22 protein-coding genes and 1 pseudogene are annotated in these 19,476 nt (G+C 63.8%); 10 read left to right on the plus strand and 13 right to left on the minus strand.

Translation table 11 applies throughout. The features are described from left to right. Positions 1 to 93: 93 nt before the first annotated feature. From ASH04_RS20040 to ASH04_RS20050, 3 genes are all read left to right on the plus strand, one after another. A complete protein-coding gene (locus tag ASH04_RS20040) occupies positions 94 to 843 on the plus strand; it encodes a TetR/AcrR family transcriptional regulator (protein WP_052066810.1) in 750 nt (249 codons plus the stop codon). Positions 844 to 982: 139 nt separating this feature from the next. Then, entirely contained in the window at positions 983 to 1,372 is a 390-nt protein-coding gene (locus ASH04_RS20045) for a DUF4234 domain-containing protein (protein ID WP_235580056.1), read from the plus strand. A 31-nt stretch (positions 1,373 to 1,403) separates the two neighbouring features. Continuing rightward, positions 1,404 to 1,838, plus strand: coding sequence for a GNAT family N-acetyltransferase (locus ASH04_RS20050; protein ID WP_032389709.1), 435 nt, complete (start codon positions 1,404 to 1,406; stop codon positions 1,836 to 1,838). Positions 1,839 to 1,935: 97 nt separating this feature from the next. Here ASH04_RS20050 and ASH04_RS20055 read toward each other — a convergent pair whose 3' ends face one another. Both ASH04_RS20055 and ASH04_RS20060 read right to left on the minus strand, forming a co-directional pair. After that, positions 1,936 to 3,105, minus strand: coding sequence for an MFS transporter (locus tag ASH04_RS20055; protein ID WP_057474356.1), 1,170 nt, complete (start codon positions 3,103 to 3,105; stop codon positions 1,936 to 1,938). After that, entirely contained in the window at positions 3,105 to 3,944 is an 840-nt protein-coding gene (locus ASH04_RS20060) for a MurR/RpiR family transcriptional regulator (RefSeq protein WP_080731151.1), read from the minus strand. The genes ASH04_RS20055 and ASH04_RS20060 overlap by 1 nt, the downstream gene beginning before the upstream one ends. A 143-nt stretch (positions 3,945 to 4,087) precedes the next feature. Here ASH04_RS20060 and ASH04_RS20065 point away from each other — a divergent pair, with 143 nt between their 5' ends. Genes ASH04_RS20065 through ASH04_RS20080 form a run of 4 tightly spaced genes read left to right on the plus strand, consistent with a single transcriptional unit; the run spans position 4,088 to position 7,805 of the window. Further along, a complete protein-coding gene (locus ASH04_RS20065; protein ID WP_032392149.1) occupies positions 4,088 to 4,663 on the plus strand; it encodes a tripartite tricarboxylate transporter TctB family protein in 576 nt (191 codons plus the stop codon). A 3-nt stretch (positions 4,664 to 4,666) separates the two neighbouring features. Beyond that, the gene (locus ASH04_RS20070; RefSeq protein ID WP_082519354.1) at positions 4,667 to 6,190 is read left to right on the plus strand and encodes a tripartite tricarboxylate transporter permease; all 1,524 of its coding nucleotides are present in this window, start codon (positions 4,667 to 4,669) and stop codon (positions 6,188 to 6,190) included. After that, positions 6,187 to 7,179, plus strand: coding sequence for a Bug family tripartite tricarboxylate transporter substrate binding protein (locus ASH04_RS20075; RefSeq protein ID WP_057474357.1), 993 nt, complete (start codon positions 6,187 to 6,189; stop codon positions 7,177 to 7,179). The genes ASH04_RS20070 and ASH04_RS20075 overlap by 4 nt, the downstream gene beginning before the upstream one ends. Before the next feature lie 23 nt (positions 7,180 to 7,202). After that, entirely contained in the window at positions 7,203 to 7,805 is a 603-nt protein-coding gene (locus tag ASH04_RS20080) for a methyltransferase (protein WP_032371760.1), read from the plus strand. 117 nt (positions 7,806 to 7,922) lie between these two features. Here ASH04_RS20080 and ASH04_RS20085 read toward each other — a convergent pair whose 3' ends face one another. From ASH04_RS20085 to ASH04_RS20130, 10 genes and pseudogenes are all read right to left on the minus strand, one after another. Then, complete coding sequence (locus tag ASH04_RS20085; RefSeq protein ID WP_057474358.1) at positions 7,923 to 8,255, minus strand: DUF3140 domain-containing protein; 333 nt, start codon at positions 8,253 to 8,255, stop codon at positions 7,923 to 7,925. Positions 8,256 to 8,395: 140 nt separating this feature from the next. Beyond that, a complete protein-coding gene (locus ASH04_RS20090; protein ID WP_162247555.1) occupies positions 8,396 to 9,139 on the minus strand; it encodes an EAL domain-containing protein in 744 nt (247 codons plus the stop codon). 258 nt (positions 9,140 to 9,397) lie between these two features. Further along, positions 9,398 to 10,690: a lipase family protein gene (locus ASH04_RS20095; RefSeq protein ID WP_032406094.1), complete on the minus strand. Its 1,293-nt coding sequence runs from the start codon at positions 10,688 to 10,690 to the stop codon at positions 9,398 to 9,400. Between the two features lie 20 nt (positions 10,691 to 10,710). Then, on the minus strand, positions 10,711 to 12,300 hold the full coding sequence (locus ASH04_RS20100) for a GMC oxidoreductase (RefSeq protein WP_057474360.1): 1,590 nt from the start codon (positions 12,298 to 12,300) through the stop codon (positions 10,711 to 10,713). 509 nt (positions 12,301 to 12,809) lie between these two features. Next, positions 12,810 to 12,953 (minus strand): annotated as a pseudogene (locus ASH04_RS27615) (TetR/AcrR family transcriptional regulator); the annotation flags it as partial. Positions 12,954 to 12,987: 34 nt separating this feature from the next. Beyond that, positions 12,988 to 13,746: a 1-acyl-sn-glycerol-3-phosphate acyltransferase gene (locus ASH04_RS20110; protein WP_057474362.1), complete on the minus strand. Its 759-nt coding sequence runs from the start codon at positions 13,744 to 13,746 to the stop codon at positions 12,988 to 12,990. 6 nt (positions 13,747 to 13,752) lie between these two features. Continuing rightward, positions 13,753 to 14,145, minus strand: coding sequence for a hypothetical protein (locus tag ASH04_RS20115; protein WP_032392145.1), 393 nt, complete (start codon positions 14,143 to 14,145; stop codon positions 13,753 to 13,755). A gap of 8 nt (positions 14,146 to 14,153) precedes the next feature. Continuing rightward, positions 14,154 to 15,296, minus strand: coding sequence for an NAD(P)/FAD-dependent oxidoreductase (locus ASH04_RS20120; protein ID WP_057474363.1), 1,143 nt, complete (start codon positions 15,294 to 15,296; stop codon positions 14,154 to 14,156). Continuing rightward, complete coding sequence (locus tag ASH04_RS20125; RefSeq protein WP_032367040.1) at positions 15,293 to 15,490, minus strand: ferredoxin; 198 nt, start codon at positions 15,488 to 15,490, stop codon at positions 15,293 to 15,295. The genes ASH04_RS20120 and ASH04_RS20125 overlap by 4 nt, the downstream gene beginning before the upstream one ends. Beyond that, entirely contained in the window at positions 15,487 to 16,689 is a 1,203-nt protein-coding gene (locus ASH04_RS20130) for a cytochrome P450 (RefSeq protein ID WP_032367041.1), read from the minus strand. Before ASH04_RS20130 ends, ASH04_RS20125 begins: the two co-directional genes overlap by 4 nt. A 157-nt stretch (positions 16,690 to 16,846) precedes the next feature. On the opposite strand from ASH04_RS20130, the gene ASH04_RS20135 reads away from it, so the two are divergent. Beyond that, entirely contained in the window at positions 16,847 to 17,509 is a 663-nt protein-coding gene (locus ASH04_RS20135) for a TetR/AcrR family transcriptional regulator (RefSeq protein ID WP_032374898.1), read from the plus strand. Between the two features lie 252 nt (positions 17,510 to 17,761). On the opposite strand, the gene ASH04_RS20140 is transcribed toward ASH04_RS20135, so the two are convergent. Further along, positions 17,762 to 18,610, minus strand: coding sequence for a GAF and ANTAR domain-containing protein (locus tag ASH04_RS20140; RefSeq protein WP_057474364.1), 849 nt, complete (start codon positions 18,608 to 18,610; stop codon positions 17,762 to 17,764). Positions 18,611 to 18,784: 174 nt separating this feature from the next. On the opposite strand from ASH04_RS20140, the gene ASH04_RS20145 reads away from it, so the two are divergent. Both ASH04_RS20145 and ASH04_RS20150 read left to right on the plus strand, forming a co-directional pair. Further along, positions 18,785 to 19,267 (plus strand): DUF2975 domain-containing protein, encoded by a 483-nt coding sequence (locus ASH04_RS20145; protein ID WP_032367043.1) that lies wholly within the window; start codon positions 18,785 to 18,787, stop codon positions 19,265 to 19,267. After that, on the plus strand, positions 19,267 to 19,473 hold the full coding sequence (locus tag ASH04_RS20150) for a helix-turn-helix domain-containing protein (RefSeq protein ID WP_027495448.1): 207 nt from the start codon (positions 19,267 to 19,269) through the stop codon (positions 19,471 to 19,473). The genes ASH04_RS20145 and ASH04_RS20150 overlap by 1 nt, the downstream gene beginning before the upstream one ends. The last annotated feature ends 3 nt before the right edge of the window (positions 19,474 to 19,476 follow it).

The raw sequence follows: 19,476 nt of genomic DNA on the forward strand, positions 1-19,476 counted from the left end.
CGATAACATTTCGATCGGTGATCGCACAGTAGGCGCTGTCTGCCTAGACTGTCAACGGGGCACGGGAAGACAGGATCGGGAGGAGTGGTCACAGTGGGCGGAGCAGCTGCACCATCGCGTCGAGAAGCTCGACGTAAGGAGACCGTCGACGAGATCAAGACGCGGGCTCGTGCGCATCTGGCCGAACACGGGCCGGGCGGGTTGTCCTTGCGTGCTGTCGCACGGGAAATGGGAATGTCCTCGGCGGCGATCTACCGGTACTTCGACAACCAATCGGCCTTGATCGGAGCGCTCTGCATCGACGCATACACCGCGCTCGGCGACTCCATCGACGCTGCTCGAACCGACGCGGACCCACATGATCTGCAGGCCCAGTGGTGGGCCATGGGCCACGCAATCAGACAGTGGACGCTCGCCCACCCCCACGATTTCGCGCTGATCTTCGGAACCCCCATCGCCGGCTTTCACGCCGACGCCGCAGTGACCGGCCCGGCAGCAAGCCGCGCACTACTTTCACCGATGGTGGTCTATCTCGCTGCGGTCGAGAACGGATCGGCAGACCTGACTCGGTGCCAGATCCCCGAACTGCTCGAGCCCGGCGATCTCGGGACCTATTTGCTCGATCTGCAAGAGACTGCTCTCGCGAAAAGTATCGACCGCCAACACCTTCTGCGCATAGCGGCGGTAGGACTCAACGCCTGGGCGTCGATCTTGGGTTTTCTCGTCTCCGAACAGTTCGGCAATTTGCCACGCCTGGTCTCGAGTGTGGACGCGCTCTACGACTCACACCTCCGGACGGTGTTGTGCGGGATGGGGTTCGACGTGCTACCAGCGACTGCGTGAGTGCCGTGCACGGAGCGAGACCTCGCGTACGGACCCAACGACGTGGGAGAATCGTGTGGTCCACGGACATGCGGCGTCTGTCGCGTCCGACAAGGTTGGGGGGAGCATCATGACCGGTCCGGTTGCTCAAGGTAGTGCGATGAAGCGGCGAAACCCCGTTGTCGTGTGGATCCTGTTGCCGCTCATCACTCTCGGCATCTACCACTTCGTCTGGTACTACCTCATCCACCGTGAGATGGCGGACTTCGACCGACGCAAGGTCGACCCGCCGGTCGTCGGACCACTGCTGGTTCTGCTCCTCCTCGGCTGGACCATCATCGCGCCGTTGATCAGCTACTACAACACAGGAAACCGCATCGCCGACGCCCAACGCGCGGCCGGCCTTCAGCCGACGTGCAGCTCGGTCGTCGGACTTCTGCTCACGTTCGTCTTCGGCCTGCAGTCCATGTACTACCAGCTGGAACTGAACAAGATCACGGCCCGATACAACGACGTACCGCCGGGAACCGTTGTGCCGCTCGCGGTGTGAATCGCGAAACCGAAACCACGAAAAGGACCCGATGACCACCCTCCATCACGCACCGCTCTCACGCGTCGATCCGAGCACTCTGTACCGCATCTTGGCCCTTCGAGTCGCGGTATTCGTACACGAACAGAAGATCGTCGACGAGGCCGAACTCGATGGCGCGGACCTACTTCCGACGACCGAACTGTTCTGGATCCAGGACGAGAACAGCGAGGTGTTGGCCACTCTCCGAGTGCTCGTCGACGACACGGTCCACATCGGCCGCGTCGCGACCGCGACTGCCGGCCGTGGCCGCGGATATGCCGGACAGCTCGTCGAGGCCGCGCTGAAGGCGTACCCCGGGGTGGTCGAGATGTCCGCGCAAGCTCACCTCGAAAAATGGTACGGGCGATTCGGATTCACTCGAGTGGGAGAGCAATACCTGGAAGCGGGAATCCCGCACGTGAAGATGTCCACCCATCCCAGCTGAATCAGCCCAGTATCGGTGCGTGTGCAACTTGCGCTCCACTCTGTGCCCCGAGTCGGGGAATCCTCGCGACCGAGGCGTCGAGTGGAGCGTCAATTGCTCAGGGTCGGCTCCGTGGGTGCGAGGCCGCGACGATCGATCCCCCGAGCACCAGTGCATTGCCGAGCAGAATGCCCGTCACCCCGAACGGGCCGGCGAGTGCGCCGACCGTCAGTGGGATGAGGATCTGGGCCGATCTGTTGGCCGACATCCGCAATCCCAACGCCTCTCCCTGCGTGGATTTCGGCACGATCGACACCACCCACGACATGGTCAGTGGCTGCGGAATACCCAACGCGATGCCGAGTGCAATCATGACTCCGATGGCTCCGACGGCCTGTACGAACGGCAGCACGGCGAGAGCGGTCGCGCCCGCCGCCAGCGAAACATTCAGCAGCACAGTACGACCGAACTTGGCGTCGAGTCTGCCGAGCCCCACTCGGCTGACCACCGACACCCCGGCACGCAACGCCAGCAGCCACCCCACAGTCGTCACCGACACCCCACGCTCGACGGCCCACGCGGGCACGAAGGCGTAGAGCAGATCGACCGTCACGAGCACCGCGCCGCTGACCGTCAACGATTGCCACATACCCGGCAGCCTCAACAATTTCAGCCCCGACGCTTCCCCCTCGGCGGGCTTCTCCGCGCGAATGTGGTTGCGGCCGAGAATCAAGAACAGTGCGGTGGGGAGTGCTACCGCGGTGAAGGCCCCAGCAGTGAGGATGCCTGCCGTCGTGTTCGGACTCTCGACGCTCGCGCCGCCGTATCTCGACGCGACGGCCGTCACAGCGAGCGGCCCGACCAACTGACCCATCGACGCGGCGGCAGTTAGTGCACCGAAGGCACTTTCGTTCTTGCCGTCGACGTGGACGTGTGCGACGAACGCCTGTTGCCCGATCATGATGAGCAGATTGCCCAGTCCGAACGCGGCCGTACACAAGAGCAATGCCCACATTGCCGAAAACGCAACGAGTACACCGGTTGCAATCGAGCACAGAAGGATTCCCGATGCGATGACCACCGGCCCGCCGAACCTGTCGGCGATGCGGCCGATCGGCAGGGCCGCCAATACTGCGGGCGCAGCGAACAGTGCCGCGATCACTGCAAGCGTTCGAGTGTCGGCGCCCTCGGCAATCGCCCGATAGCCGATCATCAACCGGACCCCGACCCATCCTGCTTGCGCAGCCGTGGCCTGAACGGTCAGAGCAATGGAGTCACGAGAAGCCATCAGCGCAAGGGAATTTCGTCGGTTCCTCCGACCAACCTCGACACGTCGTTGATGTCGTCGCGCACCGCCCCGTACCGATCGGGATCGAGGTGGAAGATGGCCAACTGCAGCGCGTACGCAATGGCAATGGGAATGATGAGGGTGTTGTATTCCGAATCGTCACCACGTTGGGCGACGAGCAGATGCGTCGGCGCGGGGCGAAAGTGATATCCCGGCGCGTCGCTGATGAGGATCGACGTGCCGCCGCGTCGTTCCGCTTCCCGGACCAGCGCAGGCAGCTGCGACGGTGCCTCGCGCAGGGCAAAGGCGATCAGGACGGAGTCCTCGGTGAAGCTGACGAACCGCTCGGCAAGGTCCTTCCCTCCGAGCCCGAGCTCGACGACCACCAGGCCGAGCCTGCGGAGCCGTCGTGCCAGCATGTCCAACGCGGGCCGCTCGTCGGCCTTGGAGAACAGGTAGACCACCCGCGAACGGTGAATCGCCGTAGCCACCTCCACCAACTGCTCCTGTGGGATGAAACTCGACAATCGTTCGAGAGCACGCGCTTCGTCGCGAGCGAACACGGCAAGCTCATGCCCGGTGTCGCTCCTCATCAGTGCCGATGCCGCAACCGGTTCTGGGCTGTCACGCTCCAGGTCGGCACGAAGGTCGGGGAAGCCGCTGTAGCCGAGCTTCTGCGCAAGACGCACTACCGTCGACTCATGCGTCTGTGCACGGGCCGCGACCGGGGCCGCCCGCAGACTCGACGGTTCGGGCTCTCCGAGAAGTACTGCGATGACACGTTTTTCGGACGCGCTGAGCGATTTCCCGCTACTGGCAACCACTGTTCGGAAGCTCATACCCTCCACTTTCCACTGTGTCTGTTGACACACTCAACCACAATCCTGTAAACCTGTGCAAGATTGCAAGTGACGTGAAGCACAGCAATCCGGCCGACCCCTCCAGGCCACATCCGAACATATCGTCAGAAAGGCAGCCGGCCGTGAAGATACTGCTCGGCACACAACACACGATCGAATGGATCGTGCTCGGCGCGACGCTGGTCGTCGGCTTGGCGACCGTCACCATGGCAACCGGGTACGGCATCGCCGCCGAACCCGGCGTCGGCGCGGGCTTCCTGCCCCTGGTGGGCGGCCTCGGAATGATCCTCGGCGGCGCGATGTGGGCGATACAGCTCGTCCGAGCGCCGCGGGTGACGGCACCCGAACCGGAACTCGAACTCGAACCCGCCACCTCTGCGGCCGTCGCGTTCCTCTCCAGCGACAACGAGGAAGACGCCGACGAGACCGAACTCCCCGACCGCGCAGGCTGGATCAGAATCGGAGTGGTCGTCGCCGCGATTGCCGGCGCGGCACTGGTCCTCCCCACCCTCGGCTACACGCTCTCGATGGCGCTGATGCTCGCCGTCGTGTTGACGTTCGTCGGGAAGCGCACCCCAGTGGTTGCCATCGGCGTCGCAGTGGCCACCACACTCGCCACCCGACTGGTGTTCGACGTCTGGCTCGGCACCGCACTGCCGGCTTCCTCCATTCCGTTCCTCGCCGATTGGGGGTTGTGAGTCATGGGATTTCCCGATCTGATGGCAGGTTTCGTCAACGTCCTCACTCCGACGCATCTGCTCTTCGCACTCCTCGGCTGCGTACTGGGCATGCTCGTCGGCGTCCTCCCTGGGTTCGGCCCCGCCGCTGCGGTGTCGCTGCTGATCCCGATCACCTTCGGCCTCGACGCCACCACGGCGCTGATCATGCTCGCCGCCATCCTCTACGGCGCAGCATTCGGCGGCACTGTCACCGCGGTCCTACTGCGCATTCCCGGTGAGGCGTCTTCCATCGCAACGACACTCGACGGCTACGAGATGGCCAAGAGCGGACGCGGCGGTCCCGCCCTCGTCGTTGCCGCACTCGCGTCGTTCGTCGGCGGACTGGTCGGCGTCGTCGGATTCGTCGTCGTCGCCCCGTTCAGCCGATTCGCACTTGAATTCGGTGCTCCCGAACTGTTTCTCGTCGCACTCCTCGGCATGGCCCTGATCACCAGTTTCTCGGGCAACAACCCCGCGAAAGCGCTGATCAGTGTGGGGCTCGGCCTGGCCATCGCGTCGGTGGGCATCGACTCCGGCCAAGGCATCCAGCGGTTCACGTTCGGCATGCCGGAACTGTTCGACGGCGTCGCACTCGTGGCCGTTGTGATGGGCTGCTTCGGTCTCACCGAAATTCTCATCCAAGCCCGCTCGGCGGGCGGTGCCGGCCGACGACCACTCGCCGTCGGAAAGCTGCTGCCCACCAAGACGGACATCACCAGGTCTGCAGGCCCCACGATGCGCGGCTCCGTCATCGGCTTCTTCATGGGCCTGCTCCCCGGATCTCCGGGTGCTGCAACCTCATTGGCGTCCTATGCGATGGAGAAGAAGCTCACCAAGCGTCCCGGGCAATTCGGTAAGGGTGCCGTCGAGGGTGTCGCCGGACCGGAATCGGCCAACAACGCACTCGCACTGTCGTCGATGATTCCGCTCTTCACCCTCGGCATCCCCACCTCCGCGACCGTAGCCATCATGGCCAGCGCCTTCACCATCAACGGTCTGATCCCCGGCCCACTGTTGTTCCGCGACAACCCTGAAGTGGCCTGGACCATCATCGCCAGCTTCCTCGTCGGCAACATCATTCTGCTGATTCTCAACGTGCCACTGGTTCGCCTGTGGATTGCCGTACTGAAGATCCCGTTCCACTACCTGATGGCGATGATCCTGGCCTTCATGTTCCTGGGCGTCTACAGCATCAACGGCAGCGTCTTCGACATCTTCATCATGCTCGGCGCAGGCGTCATCGGATACCTGTTCCACCTCACCAAGATTCCTCTGACTCCACTGGTGCTGGCCCTGATCCTCGGGCCTCTGCTCGAGGAGAACTTTCAGCGTTCACTTTCGCTCTCTCGCGGGGACTACGGCGTCTTCGTCGAAGGTCCCATCAACAAGGTTCTCCTGCTCGTCTTCATCGCAGCCGTTCTGTTCGGAATGCTGCGCCCCGTCCTCGCTCGCATCCTCTCCCGCCGCGCCACCCAAACCCAGCCCATCGAGGAGCCCGTCTCATGAGAACACTGCCCACCCTGGTCGCGGCCATCTCCGCCGCCGCCCTGATTGCCGGATGCGGCTCGAGCACAGCCGATTCCGGAGCATCGTTCCCACGGAACGGTGCCACCGTCGAATGGGTCGTCCCGTCTGCCGCAGGCGCAGGCAACGACATCCTGGCCCGAATCATGGCCCCCGCCATGGAGACCGAACTGGGTGTACCGGTCAAGGTCGTCAACAAGGAGGGCGGCAGCCAGGTCGTCGGACTGAACTACCTGGCCAACGCCAAGCCGGACGGTGAGACCATCGGCTTCACCAACATCCCGTCGATCCTCGGGCGATACCTCGACCCGAGCAAGAAAGCCGGGTTCGATCGCGAAAGCTTCTCGCCCATCGGTTCGTTCGCTTCCAACGACATCGTGATCGGGGTCAACAAGTCCAGCCCGTACAAAAACATTGCCGAGCTCTTCGACGCCGTCAAGGCCAACCCGGGGTCCATCACCGTGGGCACCGATTCCAGGGCCGGCGACGACCACGTCAACCTCCGCACCCTCGAAGACACCCTCGGCCTGGACTTCAACATCGTCCACTACAACAGTGGTGCCGACAAGATCTCGGCCCTGGTCTCGGGTGAGACCGACTTCGCCCTCGGCGGAGTCTCGAGCTTCTACGGCCAGTTCGCATCGGGGGAGGTGAACATCCTCTCGGTACTCACCGAGGAGCAGAACAAGCTCATCCCCGAGGTACCGACGCTGGCGAGCGAGGGATACGACGCCCCGTTCATGACCAACAACTTCGCCATCAGCGCTCCCGCGGGCACCCCGGACGCGACGATGACCACGCTGCAGAATGCCCTCGAGACTGCACTGGCCGATCCGGCGGTCGCCGAGAAGCTGACCGGCGCAGCGACGCAGCCCGATTGGGTCTCCGGTGCAGACGTCGCGACCTTGTGGGAACAGCGTGAAACCGAGATCGAACCGATCATCGCCGAACTGCTCGCCGACCAGCAATAAGTCACCCGAAAGGCATTGATCTCATGAGTACCGAAACCTATTCCGCCACTGCCGTATCCGACGACATGATCGAACGCTTCTCTCGAGTGCCCGCAGCCAACGTAGGCGATGCCCAGGAGCGCTTCGGCATAATCGCCGGACTGCGGCCCATCTGGGCCGGAGCAGCAGTCACCGGCCGGGCGTACACCGTCTGGACTCGATCGGGCGACAACCTCTACATTCACAAGGCTCTCGACGACGCCCGCCCCGGCGACGTCATCGTGGTCAACGGCTCAGGTGACGACACACGCGCCCTCATCGGCGATCTCATCGGTATTCGCGCCAAATCGCTCGGCATCGCCGGCTTCGTCATCGACGGTGCCGTGCGCGATGCCGACGCCTTGGCCGAGTTGGGTCTGCCCGTATTCGCACGCGGTGTCACACCGGCGGGTCCCTACAAGAACGGGCCGGGCCGACTGAACGAGCCGGTCGCGCTCGGAGGAGTCGTCGTCTCACCCGGTGACCTCATCGTCGCCGACGCCGACGGAGTGGTCGTCGTCAAGAGTGCCGATGTGGACGACGTCATCGTCGCGGCCGAGGAAGTGGTGGCGCGCGAGGCCTCGAAGCGAGCGAGCTTCTCGTCGTAGATGCGCTAGTCGGGTCCTCCACGGTGTGAGCAATGTCTGCTCCACTCCTGGGCCCCGGTGGCGGAATTCCCGCAGCCGGGGCCCGAGTGGAGCAAACCTCCCGTCAGCGAACCGAGATCACTTCTTCTTCGGGTCGTGGCCCCAGTTCATCAGTGAGTAGCGCCATTTGGTGTCGGTGATGTCCCCGTCGGGCCGCTGAGCAAGGTGTCGTTTGCAGTAACCGACGACCTTTCGCATGTGCTCGTAGTCGTCGTCGGACAGGTCCGCCTTCTTCGTCTTCAGGATTTCGACGATGCGGCGGCCGCTCTCGTGGCCCGTCGACTCGCCGCCCTCCTTCTTTTGCCCGACGTCCTTCGAGTCGTTGGTGCCGAGAAACTCGTCGAGTTCCTTCGCCGTCATGTTGACGAGGTCATCGAACTCCGTCTTGATGTCACTGTCGTCATCGGCCATCAGTCCGTCTCCTTCGATTCACCCTCGGTGGTGGTGCCGCGTGTCTCCCGTTCGACCGCATCGGCCTTCGGAACTCGTCTCGTTCCTAGTCCGCCGCATACCCACAGTTGGGCCGTACTCAACCTGCTGGTCAGATCTGATTACACCGCCGCAGGGCGGCCCACTCGAAAGCCCTGCAGCAGGTCGGCCCCGATCGACGTGGCCGCTTCGAGGTCGTCGTCGGTCTCGATGCCCTCGAACACGCACCTGGCCTCGGTTTTTCGCGCGAACTCGAGCACCAGTTCGGCCAAGGCCGACTTCACGCGATTGCCTTTCATGCCGTGAACGACGAACGCGTCGAGTTTGACGATCTGCGGCTCGAGCACGACGAGCTGCCGCATACCTGCGTACCCGGATCCCACATCGTCCACTGCGACAGCGACGCCGCCGCGTCGAAGTTCGGCCAACACTGCGATCACCGCATCCTCGTCGTCCTGGGCGGCATGTTCGGTGAGCTCGATTACCAGTGACCGTCGTCGGCCGAAGTCGAGCAGCACATCCACGAGGGCGGCATCGACCAGTAGCGTTGCAGCACTGAGGTTCACCGCAACGAAGCAACCATCCGGCAGACGCGCTGATTCGCCCAATGCCTTGACGGCCGCAGATCTGTCCAGAGCAGGACCGAGGCCGCACTGCGCTGCATCCGCGAACCACGCCTCGGTGTCACCGCCGCCCGCCGGGAAACGCGACAGGGCCTCGTATCCCTCGATCACGCCATCGCGTGCACGGACGATCGGCTGAAAGACAATGTCCGGACCACCGCCGGCAATGACAACCTCCACCCGACGCCGCGACCGCAGCAGTGTCGAGCGCAGCGGTGTCGACGCGGCCCTAGCCAACGGCACGATTCCACACCCGAACCACCGGGTGGAGCCGAACAGGAGCCGCAACCGGGCGCATCGTGGCAAGGACGGCATCCGGATCCCGGTCGCCGAAACTGGTCAGCAGTGCCCTGGCACGCTGTCCATCCGGCGGCCAGCACAGCCCGAACGCGTCTGCTATCGCCACATAGTCATGGGCACGCTGCTCGACGGTCGAGGCTGCGGGACAACGATTTCGCAGTACAAATTCTCGCACCAGCCGCCAGCGCCTGCGGCCGCCGATCAACCCATGGAGCATGGTGCCATGGGGACGTCGGCGAACCGATCCATCAGGAACGCTGCAGCGGCGCCGCCGTACCCGTCGATCAGCTGTGGCCCGAAGTGGTTGGGCAACACCGCACCCTGCAGGATCGGCGGCAACGGGTTGGTTCGGAACTCGACCGTGGCACCTCGCCCACACCAATCCTGAGCCAACTGCCGGGCCTGACCGTACGGCACGGTGTCGTCGTTGAGTCCGCTGGTGATCATCACCGGTGCGTTCGGAGTACTGCGACCGATCCGCTGAGCCTCGAGGATGCGACCCGCCTGCGGAATGGTGCCCAAGTTCTCGAGCATCGACTTGCCGTCCGCGGTCAACGATTCGGTTCGCAGGAACGGGTACTTCAGAATGGTGTCGCCGATGCACTGCGTCGACAGATCGTTCAGCACTGCCTTGCCGTGATCGGTGAGTCGCTCTTCGACGAGCGGCAGCAAGCTCGGATCCCGCTCTACGAACCCGTTGAGGGCATAGCCGATCACCCCTCCGATCAGCGTCCCGTCGACGGTCTTCAACACCTCGAGCAAGTCCGCTGTGGGAGCACCGGCCCACGTACCCTTCACATTCAGACCTGGTGCGTACTCCGAGGCGAGTTCGGCCGCCGCGGCTGCCGCCCCACCGCCCTGGGAGTACCCCCAGATACCAACGGGTGCATCGGTATCACCGAGAAGCTCGTTCGCGGCACGAGCACCGTCGAGCACCGCATGAGCCTGCTCGACACGATTGACATAGGTGTGCACACCGGGCGTTCCCAACCCGATGTAGTCGGTCACGAACACGTTGGCACCCATCGATCCCCACAGAGTGGAAGACAACAACTCCTGATTGAACGAGATCGACAATGGTTGTGTCACAGCGTTGACAGTCGTCGGAAACGCACGAGAAGGAGCGCACTGATCGGCTTGACCCACCGTGCCGGGCGCGACGACGATGGTCGGCCGCGGGCCTGCACCACGCCAGGGCACCTCGGTCTCGATGAACGTGCCCGACACGCCCACCGGCGTATCGTCCTGCGTCCGTGACGTGTACAGCACCCGCTGCGCCTGAACGGGGTAGGCACCGTCCGCACCGGGCAGAGCCGCGAACAGTGACATCGGCTGCGTCCGCAACACGGCCCCCGGGTCGTCGACGACCTGAGCCGGAGGGACGTAGAAGTCGTCGACGGGGTCGGCATTCGCTGCCGAGCCTCCAAGCACGGTCAGGGAAGACGCGAGCACGGCGGTGACTGCGACGCCGATCATGTTGCGGTACAGATGCATCGGTCTCTTTCTGGTGGGGGTCAGATAACGGTGCCGATGTCGTCGGCAACGATGTTGTCCAGCGCACGTTCGGCCAGTGCGGCGATGGTCATGGATGGGTTGCACGCTGCGGTGGTGCCGGGCATGAGTGCCCCGTCGAGGACATACAGTCCTCGCTGGCCGTGGACACGACCGTCAAGATCACATACTGCGCCCATGTTGGCCCCACCCAACGGATGCCAGGTGGACGGGAACAGTGCATTGGTATCGGTGAGAACACTGCCCGATCCGGCGATACGACGCACCGTCGGATCGATCGAACCGTCCTGAATCAGGCTGTCGCCGTTGGCCGGCCAGTGTAGTCGCACCTGGTCCATGGAGGAGTCGTAGCCGAAATTGCCGCGGCCGCTGCTGACTCCGTACCCGACGAGCATCGTGCTGTGGGCATCGAACGACAACGGCGGTATCGAGGCCTGGATGACGGTGTGTGCAGTGTTCGGGTCGTCCCAGTTCAGGCTGCCGAACACCACCGGTCCGCCTTGGGGTGCACCGAATTGCTGCTCGATGCTCGACCACACGTAGATGCGATCGGCATTGGTGCCCCAGCCCTGCCCCAACTCGTTCGGGAGATCGGGAATGCCTCCGGTCGCTCCGGCGCGTACGAGCAGTTTGGTGGTGTTCAGGCTTCCGGCTGCCATGATCAGCGTGCCGGCGGTCAGAACCTTGTTCTCCAGAACCGTTCCGTCGGAATCGATTCGATCGACATAGACCGTCCAACGGCCGTCGGCACGCCGCTCGACACTCGTGACATCGTGCTGCGTCGCGACCGTGGCCAGTCCCGTCGCCTCGGCGGCCGCGATGTAGGTGACGTCCACGGAGTGCTTACCGCCGTTGTTGACTCCGAATGCACCGGACCCATCGGTGTACGACGGTGCCATCACCCCGCGCGTCTCGTCGAGGGCGAAGTTCCAGTCGATCGGCATCGGGATCTTGGACACCGGCAGACCCGCTCGACGAGCACTGGCCGCAAACACCCGCGCCGCCTGATAATTGGGCGTACCGATCAACTCGTCGGGAGCCTGCTGGAGCTGCAACATCCGCGCCACGCGTGGGTAGTGCACCCGATTCAGAGTCGGCCAATCCAGACCGGCCGGAAAGTGTTCCTCGAACACCGGCTGCGATGGCTGCAGTGTCATTCCCTGGTAGATCAGGGATCCGCCTCCGACACCGGCCGCGCACAGCGCAGTCATATTGTCTCCGGGCACCGCCTCGAGGAGGCCGACGTACGGATCGAACGGAACTGGCCTGCCGAACAGGTTGGGACTCGAACCGTGCCACAGCATCCGCTTGTCCGGTGACGTTGCATCGGGAAACGTGTCCGCATTCGGGCCTGTGTTCCAACGCCTTCCGCGCTCGAGCACCAGAACCGGCACCCCGGCTTCGGCCAGGCGCAACGCGGCGACGCCACCGCCGAACCCCGATCCGATGATCACCACACGATGATCCTCGCGGGTCAGCGGGATCTGGACGCGTCGCCCGCCCGCTGCTCGCGCCACCCCCGCGCCCGATAGTGCGGCCAATCCCGCAACCGCAGTCGCGCCGAGAAACGACCGGCGATTCAAATTCGACACGAACCCCCCAATGGTGTGCAGCAGCGCGCACCGAGACCTGTGTCACGTGCACGTGCGAAGCAAAACTAGACAGATGCGGCTTATGGTGTCAAGTTTTTGGGGGTCCGTCAGAACAGGAGCGGAATCAGCCAGCGCCGCAGGTATGACCGCAAACCGTCGTCGTCGTGGATCTGCGCGTCGTCGAACAAGATGACGGACAGCGCCACTCGAACCAGCACTCGCTCGATACCTTCGAACCGAGTCGAATCGAATTGTGGGTTCCGTTCGATGTAGCCATCGAGGAATTGACGCGCCACCGGCTCGGCCCGATCCATCATGTCCGGATCGAACAACGGGTTGGCGTTGCCTGAACGCATCAGAGAATTGAGCACCGGTTCTCGTCGAATGAGGTTGCGTGCAGCCACAATAGTCTCTACGACGAACTCGGACGGCGTCTCGGCCTGATCGGCCTTTGCCCGGATGCCACCGATCACGTCGACGACAAGACCGACCATCGCCTCCGAGATCATGTCCTCGCGCGTGCTGAAGATCGAATACACCGTCTGGCGCGTCACGCCTGCCGCCCGCGCAGCCGCCGCAATGGTGACATCCTCGAACCCACCCTCGGCAATGAGCCCGAGGGTGGCGTCGAGAATCTTCTGCTTCGAACGCATGGTTCGAGTATGACGGCAATCCCGGCTCGGCGAGTCATCCGATGACGGGTCGCCGATCCTTCGTCAGTTCGTCGAGTTCGGCTTGCATAGCCGAGTGCACCCGCCCCGCGAACTCCTCCGCCGATTCGTCGGCCTCGGGGCGCATGGGTGCGAGCACCGTCGTTTCGAGTTTGGTGGGCAGCGGCAGGTACGGAAGAAGCCCAACCAGACCGAGATTGACGCCCCACGGAATGGACACCGACAACGGAAGCGTTTTGAGCCGCAGTACCTTGTCCAACCTCAGTGCCTTCGCCAACCGCTTACCACTGCTGAGTACCAGCAGGGACTCCCCCGCTCCTGCTGTGACGACGGGGACGACCGGCACCCCCGCCTCGATTGCCAACCGGGCGAACCCGGTCCGACCCGAGAACACTATGTCGTTGCGATGCCGCCACGATTTCAATGCATCGACGTCACCGCCCGGGAAGACCAGGACATTGCTACCCTCCGCAAAAGCGTCCAGGGCCGTATGTCGCCCGGCGGGCCTGGCACCGAAGGGTTCGATCAGCTTCTCGGCATGCAGAGTCCACGCGATCTGGTGGGTCAGCGTGATCAGCTCGCGGTCGATACCGAGCTCGTCGTATGCGGCCGCGAATGCGAACACGTTGAGATCGATGACTCCGCCGAACCCGTGGTTGGCGACGAACAGCACAGGGGTGTCCGGAACCGTCTGCGCTACCGTCACTTCCAGTCGGTTGTAGAGGCGAACAGCACTGATGCTCGCCGCGCGAACGACTCGAGCGATGTTGTCCACCGCCGACTACCGGTCCAGTTGCAGGTCTGCCAGCGCGCCGGCGATCACGAAGCCTCCGGCAATTGCACAGCCGGCTGTTCTCGTTCGTTGCGGCAGGTGAGCGGTGAGCGCGAACGCCGCGGTGTCCCAGACGTCGACGGCTACACCTGCTCGCAGCAGAGTGCGCACGGCCTTCGGCGCGTACCGAGTTGCCGCGTAGAGCCCGCCGCCGATGTAGATTTCCCGAATTCCGAAGGTGCGAGCCGCAGCTCGCGTCGTTGCTACCGCAGCATCGGGCCCGGCGAGGAGTTCGTTGGCGCGAGTGGGCGCAACCATGTGGGCGATACCGATCGCTGCCCGGGCGAGCCCGACCGCCTCGGGAAGACGACGAACCAGACCGGACGCAGAGCCGAAAGCCATGAAATTCCTTACGTAGTGGGAACAGCGGAGTCGCGAGCAAGCCGTCGGAGCAGTCCGACGGCCTTCTTCATGCCGTAGGCAACGATGGTCGTGCGGCCGTCCTCGTGGTTCCACTGCAGCAGCGCCGATCCGTCGTCGACGGAACCCTCGAGCACGGTCGGATTACCCAGCAGCGGAAGAGGACCGACGACCTTGATGGACAGTCCCAGAATCTCGGTCCAGAAGTAGTCGTCGGCGGGCGCACAGGTGGGTTCGAGACCGAGCGCGGAGGCCGCTGCGACCTTGCCCTGCGCGACGGCATTGGACCAGAACGGCGCTCGACCGGAACCGGCACGTGAATACGCGACGTCGCCTGCGGCGAACACGTCGGGAACTGCTGTGGCGCAGCGCTCGTCGATGGCAACACCTCGATCGTCGGCAATTCCGGTGCCGTTCAACCACTCGGTCTCGGGCACATCACCGGCACAGGTGACCACCACATTGGCGTCGAGGATGCGGCCCGCGAACTCGATCCCGGTAACGGGGTTGCCCGTCAACGTAACCGGGCTGTCCGCGCGGAGAAACTCGACCGACGCGGCCTCGGCACGCGCGGTAATCGCGTCGGACAGATAGGTACCCAGTAGCCGTGTCAACGGAGGGTCGACGTCCACGACGGTGACTGCGATTCCGCGAGAAACGCACGCACTGGCGACCTCCATGCCGAGGAATCCGGCACCGACGACGATCGCCGTCTGCGCCGCATCGAGTTTCGGGCGTAGTGCCCGAACATCGTCGAAGGTCCGCAGCACCGTCTCGCCCCTTTGCCCGGGAGCCGCAATGCGACGTGCAGCCGCTCCGGTGGCGACGATCAACCGATCGTACGGAACATCGGTACCGGCGGCGGTCGTGACTGTGTGGGCCTCGGGATTCACCGACACGGCCCGATCACCGATCGCCTCGATCCCGAGGTCCGACAGATCCCACGTTTCCGCCTCGGCTGCTTCGCCTTTGAGCACGTGCTTGGACAACGGCGGCCGCGCGTAGCAACCGTCGGCATCGGCCCCGATCATCGTCAGTGGACCTTCGAGTCCGCGGGCCCTCAGTTCGCGGACAGCGGTGCACGCGGCTATGGAGTCTCCGACGACGACGATCCTGCTCTCGAGAGAGCTCACACCTGTTCTCGCAGTGCCGCCACCGGACACACGCCGACCGCAGACCGGGCCGAGGCCGCGAGGTCGTCGGGAATGTCGTTGCCATCGAAGGCGTAGTGCAGTTCGCCCTCGTCATCGAGGCTGAACACCTTGGGTGCCTGTTCGGCACAGATGCCGTGGCCCTCGCAGCGATCCCAATCGACGTCGATCCTCATGGCTGTGTCCCTTCTGCTGCCACCAATTTCAGCGGCAACCGTTCGTATCGATGAATGACGTTGTTGACAGCTCGTACGGGTGTTCCTGCGGGAACGAACTTCTCGACCCGCTGCGCCAGCACCCGGAGCATGGTCTGGGCTTCCAGACGGGCAAGCCCCTGGCCGGCACACCCGTGCACTCCGGAGCCGAAGCCGAGTTGCCGCGCGGCGTCACGGGTGATGTCGAAGGCGTCGGGGTTGTCCCATTCACGCTCATCGCGGTTCGCCGACGCGTAGACCACCAGTACGCGAGCACCTTTCGGGATTCGTGATCCGTCGATCTCGACGTCACGGATCGCTCGACGCGAGAACGCTCTGATCGGCGACTCGTATCGAACGACCTCGTTGATCGCATTGGGGATCAGGTCCGGGTCCTGTCTGATCGCCTGCCACTGCTCGGGGTGCCGCGCGAACAGGTCGAGGGCACCGGAAATCGCTCCGATGGTGGTATCGAGCGAGGGACCGAGGTAGTCGATCATCAACGCGGGACATGCCGACTTCTGAATCTTGTTGTCGTCGGCGGCCTTCAGAACGTCGTCGCCCATGCTTCCCGGAATCACCGATCGATCTCGCACCACGCGCCGCGAGAAGGCAAGCATCTCTGCGGCACCCTTGACGGCGGTGATCGAGTGTCGATTCACGGGGCCGAGGGAATCGAATGTCGCACCGGCCCAGCGGAGTAGATCCTCGCGGCCGTCCTCCGGCCACCCGACGAGATCGGGCACGATCGACATCGGCAGCGCTGTCGCGAGATCGTCCACGCCGTCGACGAATTGTTTCTTCAGTGCCGCGTCGACGATGCTCTCGGCCTTCTCCTGCACCGCCGCTTTCATCTTGCGGACGGCCTTCGGAGTGAGTCGATGCGCCAGCACCGATCGCTTGGTTGCATGCTCGTCGCCGTCACTGTTCAGTGTCGTTCCGCGGCCGAGCCGATTGGCGACGGAATTGAGTGCGACCCCGTCCCCCGAGATGAAGGTCTCGTCGTCGAGCAGCACCGCCTTGCAGTCCGCGTAGCGCGAGACGGCGAACACCTGCTGGCGCGGCAGCCACACCACCGGGCCGAGGGCGCGTAGCCGAACGTAGTGGGGGTACGGATCGAGAATCGCATCGGTGGAGTACAGATCGGTGCGGTACTGCGGGATCGTCGCGTTCGTCGTCATGAGGTCCTTCGGTGCCGCCGGAAGTCGATACCCCTGCCTTCGCAAGGTGTTGACGATATCGTCACTCACGGCACGGCCGTACGTCAAGGGTTTTTGACGAATTCGTCATCATTGATTCGCGATAGGCTGCATCGACACCGCAGAGCAGGAGCAGATCGTGACCGAAGGCAACCGCGTCGAGCGCCGCAAGGCACGCACCAGAGCCGCGCTGATCCAGGCCGCGCAAGGGTTACTCGCCAACGGGAACACCAACGCACCCGTGCTCGAAATAACGCAGGCCGCCGACGTCAGCAACGGATCGTTCTACAACTACTTCGAGAGCAAAGAAGAACTGTGGCAGGCCGCCATCGACGCCGCTCTCGAGTCCGTCGGCGACTACCTCGATTCGCTCACCGTCGGTTTCGAGGATCCGGTCGAGAAGTTCACCCAATCGTTCAGACTGTCCGGACGCCTGTTCCGCCTCGAACCGCAACTAAGCCGTGTCCTGCTCAACTCCGAGGCCGCCGCGTTCGCCGCGGCCGGCGGCCTGGCACCACGGTCGCGTCGCGATATCGAATCGGCCGCAGCGCAGGGGAGATTCGACGTCGACGACCCGGATCTCGCCCTCGCGATCGTCGCCGGTTCGCTGCTCTCCATGGGCCGTCTGCTCCTCGCACAGCCCGACCGCGACGAAGCGGCGACGGTCGACGGCACCACCGAGCGAGTGCTCCGCGCACTCGGAATTTCGACCGACGAGGCACGCACACTGTGCAGCAGTCCACTACCGGCGTCCTACAGCGGCGACGTCCACGCGGCCGTCGTCCCCACTGCGTCGCACTGAGCCCCCCCTGGGTTTGCCGTCAACCCCTCTGATGTCGGGGTGGGCCGTGCACGGCTACCGGGGCCGGAACGGCCCGAGCTACCGGCTCGATCTTCCGACTCCCCCCGCCGGTGTCGATGTCGAGAAAATGCTGAAGTTCGTCGTGAATCGGTGTGTCCGTCATAGGCCTTGACCTTCTCGACCTTCGGTGATGCAGATCGTTCGGCTTCGCTGAACCATTGGTGATGCTCGGTGGACCGTGCTACCCCGACACTACGGCCATTCGGCATCCTGCCGTCCGACGACCGAATCGACCACCCGGGCCGCCAACACTGCAACTCGCGTGTTCTCTCGCTGCGATTGCTGCACCAACTCGGCGAACGCGGCCTCGGGAGTCATCGATTGCGTTGCCATCAGGATGCCCTTGGCCTGCTCGATGGTGGCCCTGGTCGCCATCGCCGCACGAAGACCGACGACTTCCTGCTTCGCCTCAGCCGTGTGCCGGGAATTCCATACTGCCGCTTCGACCGACGTGACGAACATCTTCACCACCACTTCGTCGATATCGTTGAAGCCACCGGCATCGAAGCCGTAGATGTTGAGCGAGCCTGCATGCTCGGAGTCGACTGCCAGCGGTGCCGACAGGTAGCTCTGCACTCCGATGTCTGCTGCTGCGGCTGCGAATGCGGGCCAGCGAGTAGTGATTTCGTCGACTCGGACGCACACCATCCGATCGTGGCGCGCCGCTTCGAGGCACGGACCCTCGTCCGCTCGGTACTGGTCGGCATCGATATCGACCACGCGAGCGTCCGAGAAAGCAGCGGTGGCAGGATTCTCCGAATCATGATGCAGCAGGGTCACTCCCGCCATATCCGCCCCGGGAATTGCCACGACGGCCTGCTCGCACAGGCCCTGCAGCACAGTCTCGAATCGGCTGTGCTCGAGCAATATTCCGCGGAACACGTCGAGCGCCTCGAAGGTGTCTTCCACGAAATACGTCGTCGCACCCGGCACGTGTGATCGCCTCGGGAGTGCCGCCGCGATCTGCTCGTCGAACGCGGCTGCGGCCGCTCTCTCGGCAGCCGAATCGTCCGGCGTTTCCTCGGATGTCCGATCGGTCACGTGGTCCCGCCCCCATACGATGCGGCCATCACACCCTTCGCCGTGAACGAGCAACCTACGGCGTTGGCCCTCGCCGAATGTTACAACCGTACGCCCGCTGTCAACCGGAACTGGATGATTTCGACACCCCGTGGATCTATTGACTTTCGATAGATTCCTGTCGATACTCGCTACATGCTGAGTGGATATCGAGCGGTAGTCCTGTTACTTCGCCTGTTTCTCGCCGCGTTGTTCGCGGTGCTGGTTCTGATGCAAGTCATGTCGTTGCCCGGCCAGTTCGCCCACATGGCCCAGGAATCTCCCGAATCCGCGTACCTGCGATGGCCGCTGACCATCGTGTCGATCTTCTGGGTGCTGTGCATTCAGGTGGTCGTGGTCGCGACATGGAAGCTAATGACGATGGTGAACCGCAATGCCATCTTCACCCGCGCCTCGTTGGTGTGGGTCGACACGATCACGTGGTCGATCGTCGCGGCCTGGGTGGTGCTGGTCGGCGTCTTTCTCTACGTCGGATTCGGAGCCGACGACCCAGGCCTGCCGCTACTGCTCTTCCTGCTCGTCGTCATCGTCGCCGTCGCCGCATTGTTGATGGTCGTCATGAGGACCCTGCTCAGTCAGGCCACGGAACTGCGCAGCGACATGGACGCGGTCATCTGATGGCCATCGTGGTGCGCATCGATGTTCAGTTGGCCAAGCAAAAGATGAGCGTCGGCGAGTTTGCCGAACGCGTAGGGCTGACGCCCGCCAACATCGCAGTCCTCAAGAACGGACGGGCCAAAGCCGTGCGCCTGAGCACCCTCGACGCCATGTGCCGGGTGCTGCACTGCCAACCCGGAGACCTCTTGGAATGGGTGGACGAATGAGCA

The organism is Rhodococcus sp. Leaf233 (assembly GCF_001426165.1).
GTDB classification, from domain to species: domain Bacteria; phylum Actinomycetota; class Actinomycetes; order Mycobacteriales; family Mycobacteriaceae; genus Rhodococcoides; species Rhodococcoides fascians.

Coding starts and splice junctions, on each gene's coding strand:
- ASH04_RS20080 (WP_032371760.1), top strand. CDS start 7,203: ATGAGTACCGAAACCTATTCCGCCACTGCCGTATCCGACGACATGATC.
- ASH04_RS20145 (WP_032367043.1), top strand. CDS start 18,785: ATGCTGAGTGGATATCGAGCGGTAGTCCTGTTACTTCGCCTGTTTCTC.
- ASH04_RS20150 (WP_027495448.1), top strand. CDS start 19,267: ATGGCCATCGTGGTGCGCATCGATGTTCAGTTGGCCAAGCAAAAGATG.
- ASH04_RS20050 (WP_032389709.1), top strand. CDS start 1,404: ATGACCACCCTCCATCACGCACCGCTCTCACGCGTCGATCCGAGCACT.
- ASH04_RS20070 (WP_082519354.1), top strand. CDS start 4,667: ATGGGATTTCCCGATCTGATGGCAGGTTTCGTCAACGTCCTCACTCCG.
- ASH04_RS20060 (WP_080731151.1), bottom strand. CDS start 3,944: ATGAGCTTCCGAACAGTGGTTGCCAGTAGCGGGAAATCGCTCAGCGCG.
- ASH04_RS20095 (WP_032406094.1), bottom strand. CDS start 10,690: ATGCATCTGTACCGCAACATGATCGGCGTCGCAGTCACCGCCGTGCTC.
- ASH04_RS20085 (WP_057474358.1), bottom strand. CDS start 8,255: ATGGCCGATGACGACAGTGACATCAAGACGGAGTTCGATGACCTCGTC.
- ASH04_RS20115 (WP_032392145.1), bottom strand. CDS start 14,145: ATGGCTTTCGGCTCTGCGTCCGGTCTGGTTCGTCGTCTTCCCGAGGCG.
- ASH04_RS20075 (WP_057474357.1), top strand. CDS start 6,187: ATGAGAACACTGCCCACCCTGGTCGCGGCCATCTCCGCCGCCGCCCTG.
- ASH04_RS20130 (WP_032367041.1), bottom strand. CDS start 16,689: ATGACGACGAACGCGACGATCCCGCAGTACCGCACCGATCTGTACTCC.
- ASH04_RS20045 (WP_235580056.1), top strand. CDS start 983: ATGAAGCGGCGAAACCCCGTTGTCGTGTGGATCCTGTTGCCGCTCATC.
- ASH04_RS20125 (WP_032367040.1), bottom strand. CDS start 15,490: ATGAGGATCGACGTCGATTGGGATCGCTGCGAGGGCCACGGCATCTGT.
- ASH04_RS20055 (WP_057474356.1), bottom strand. CDS start 3,105: ATGGCTTCTCGTGACTCCATTGCTCTGACCGTTCAGGCCACGGCTGCG.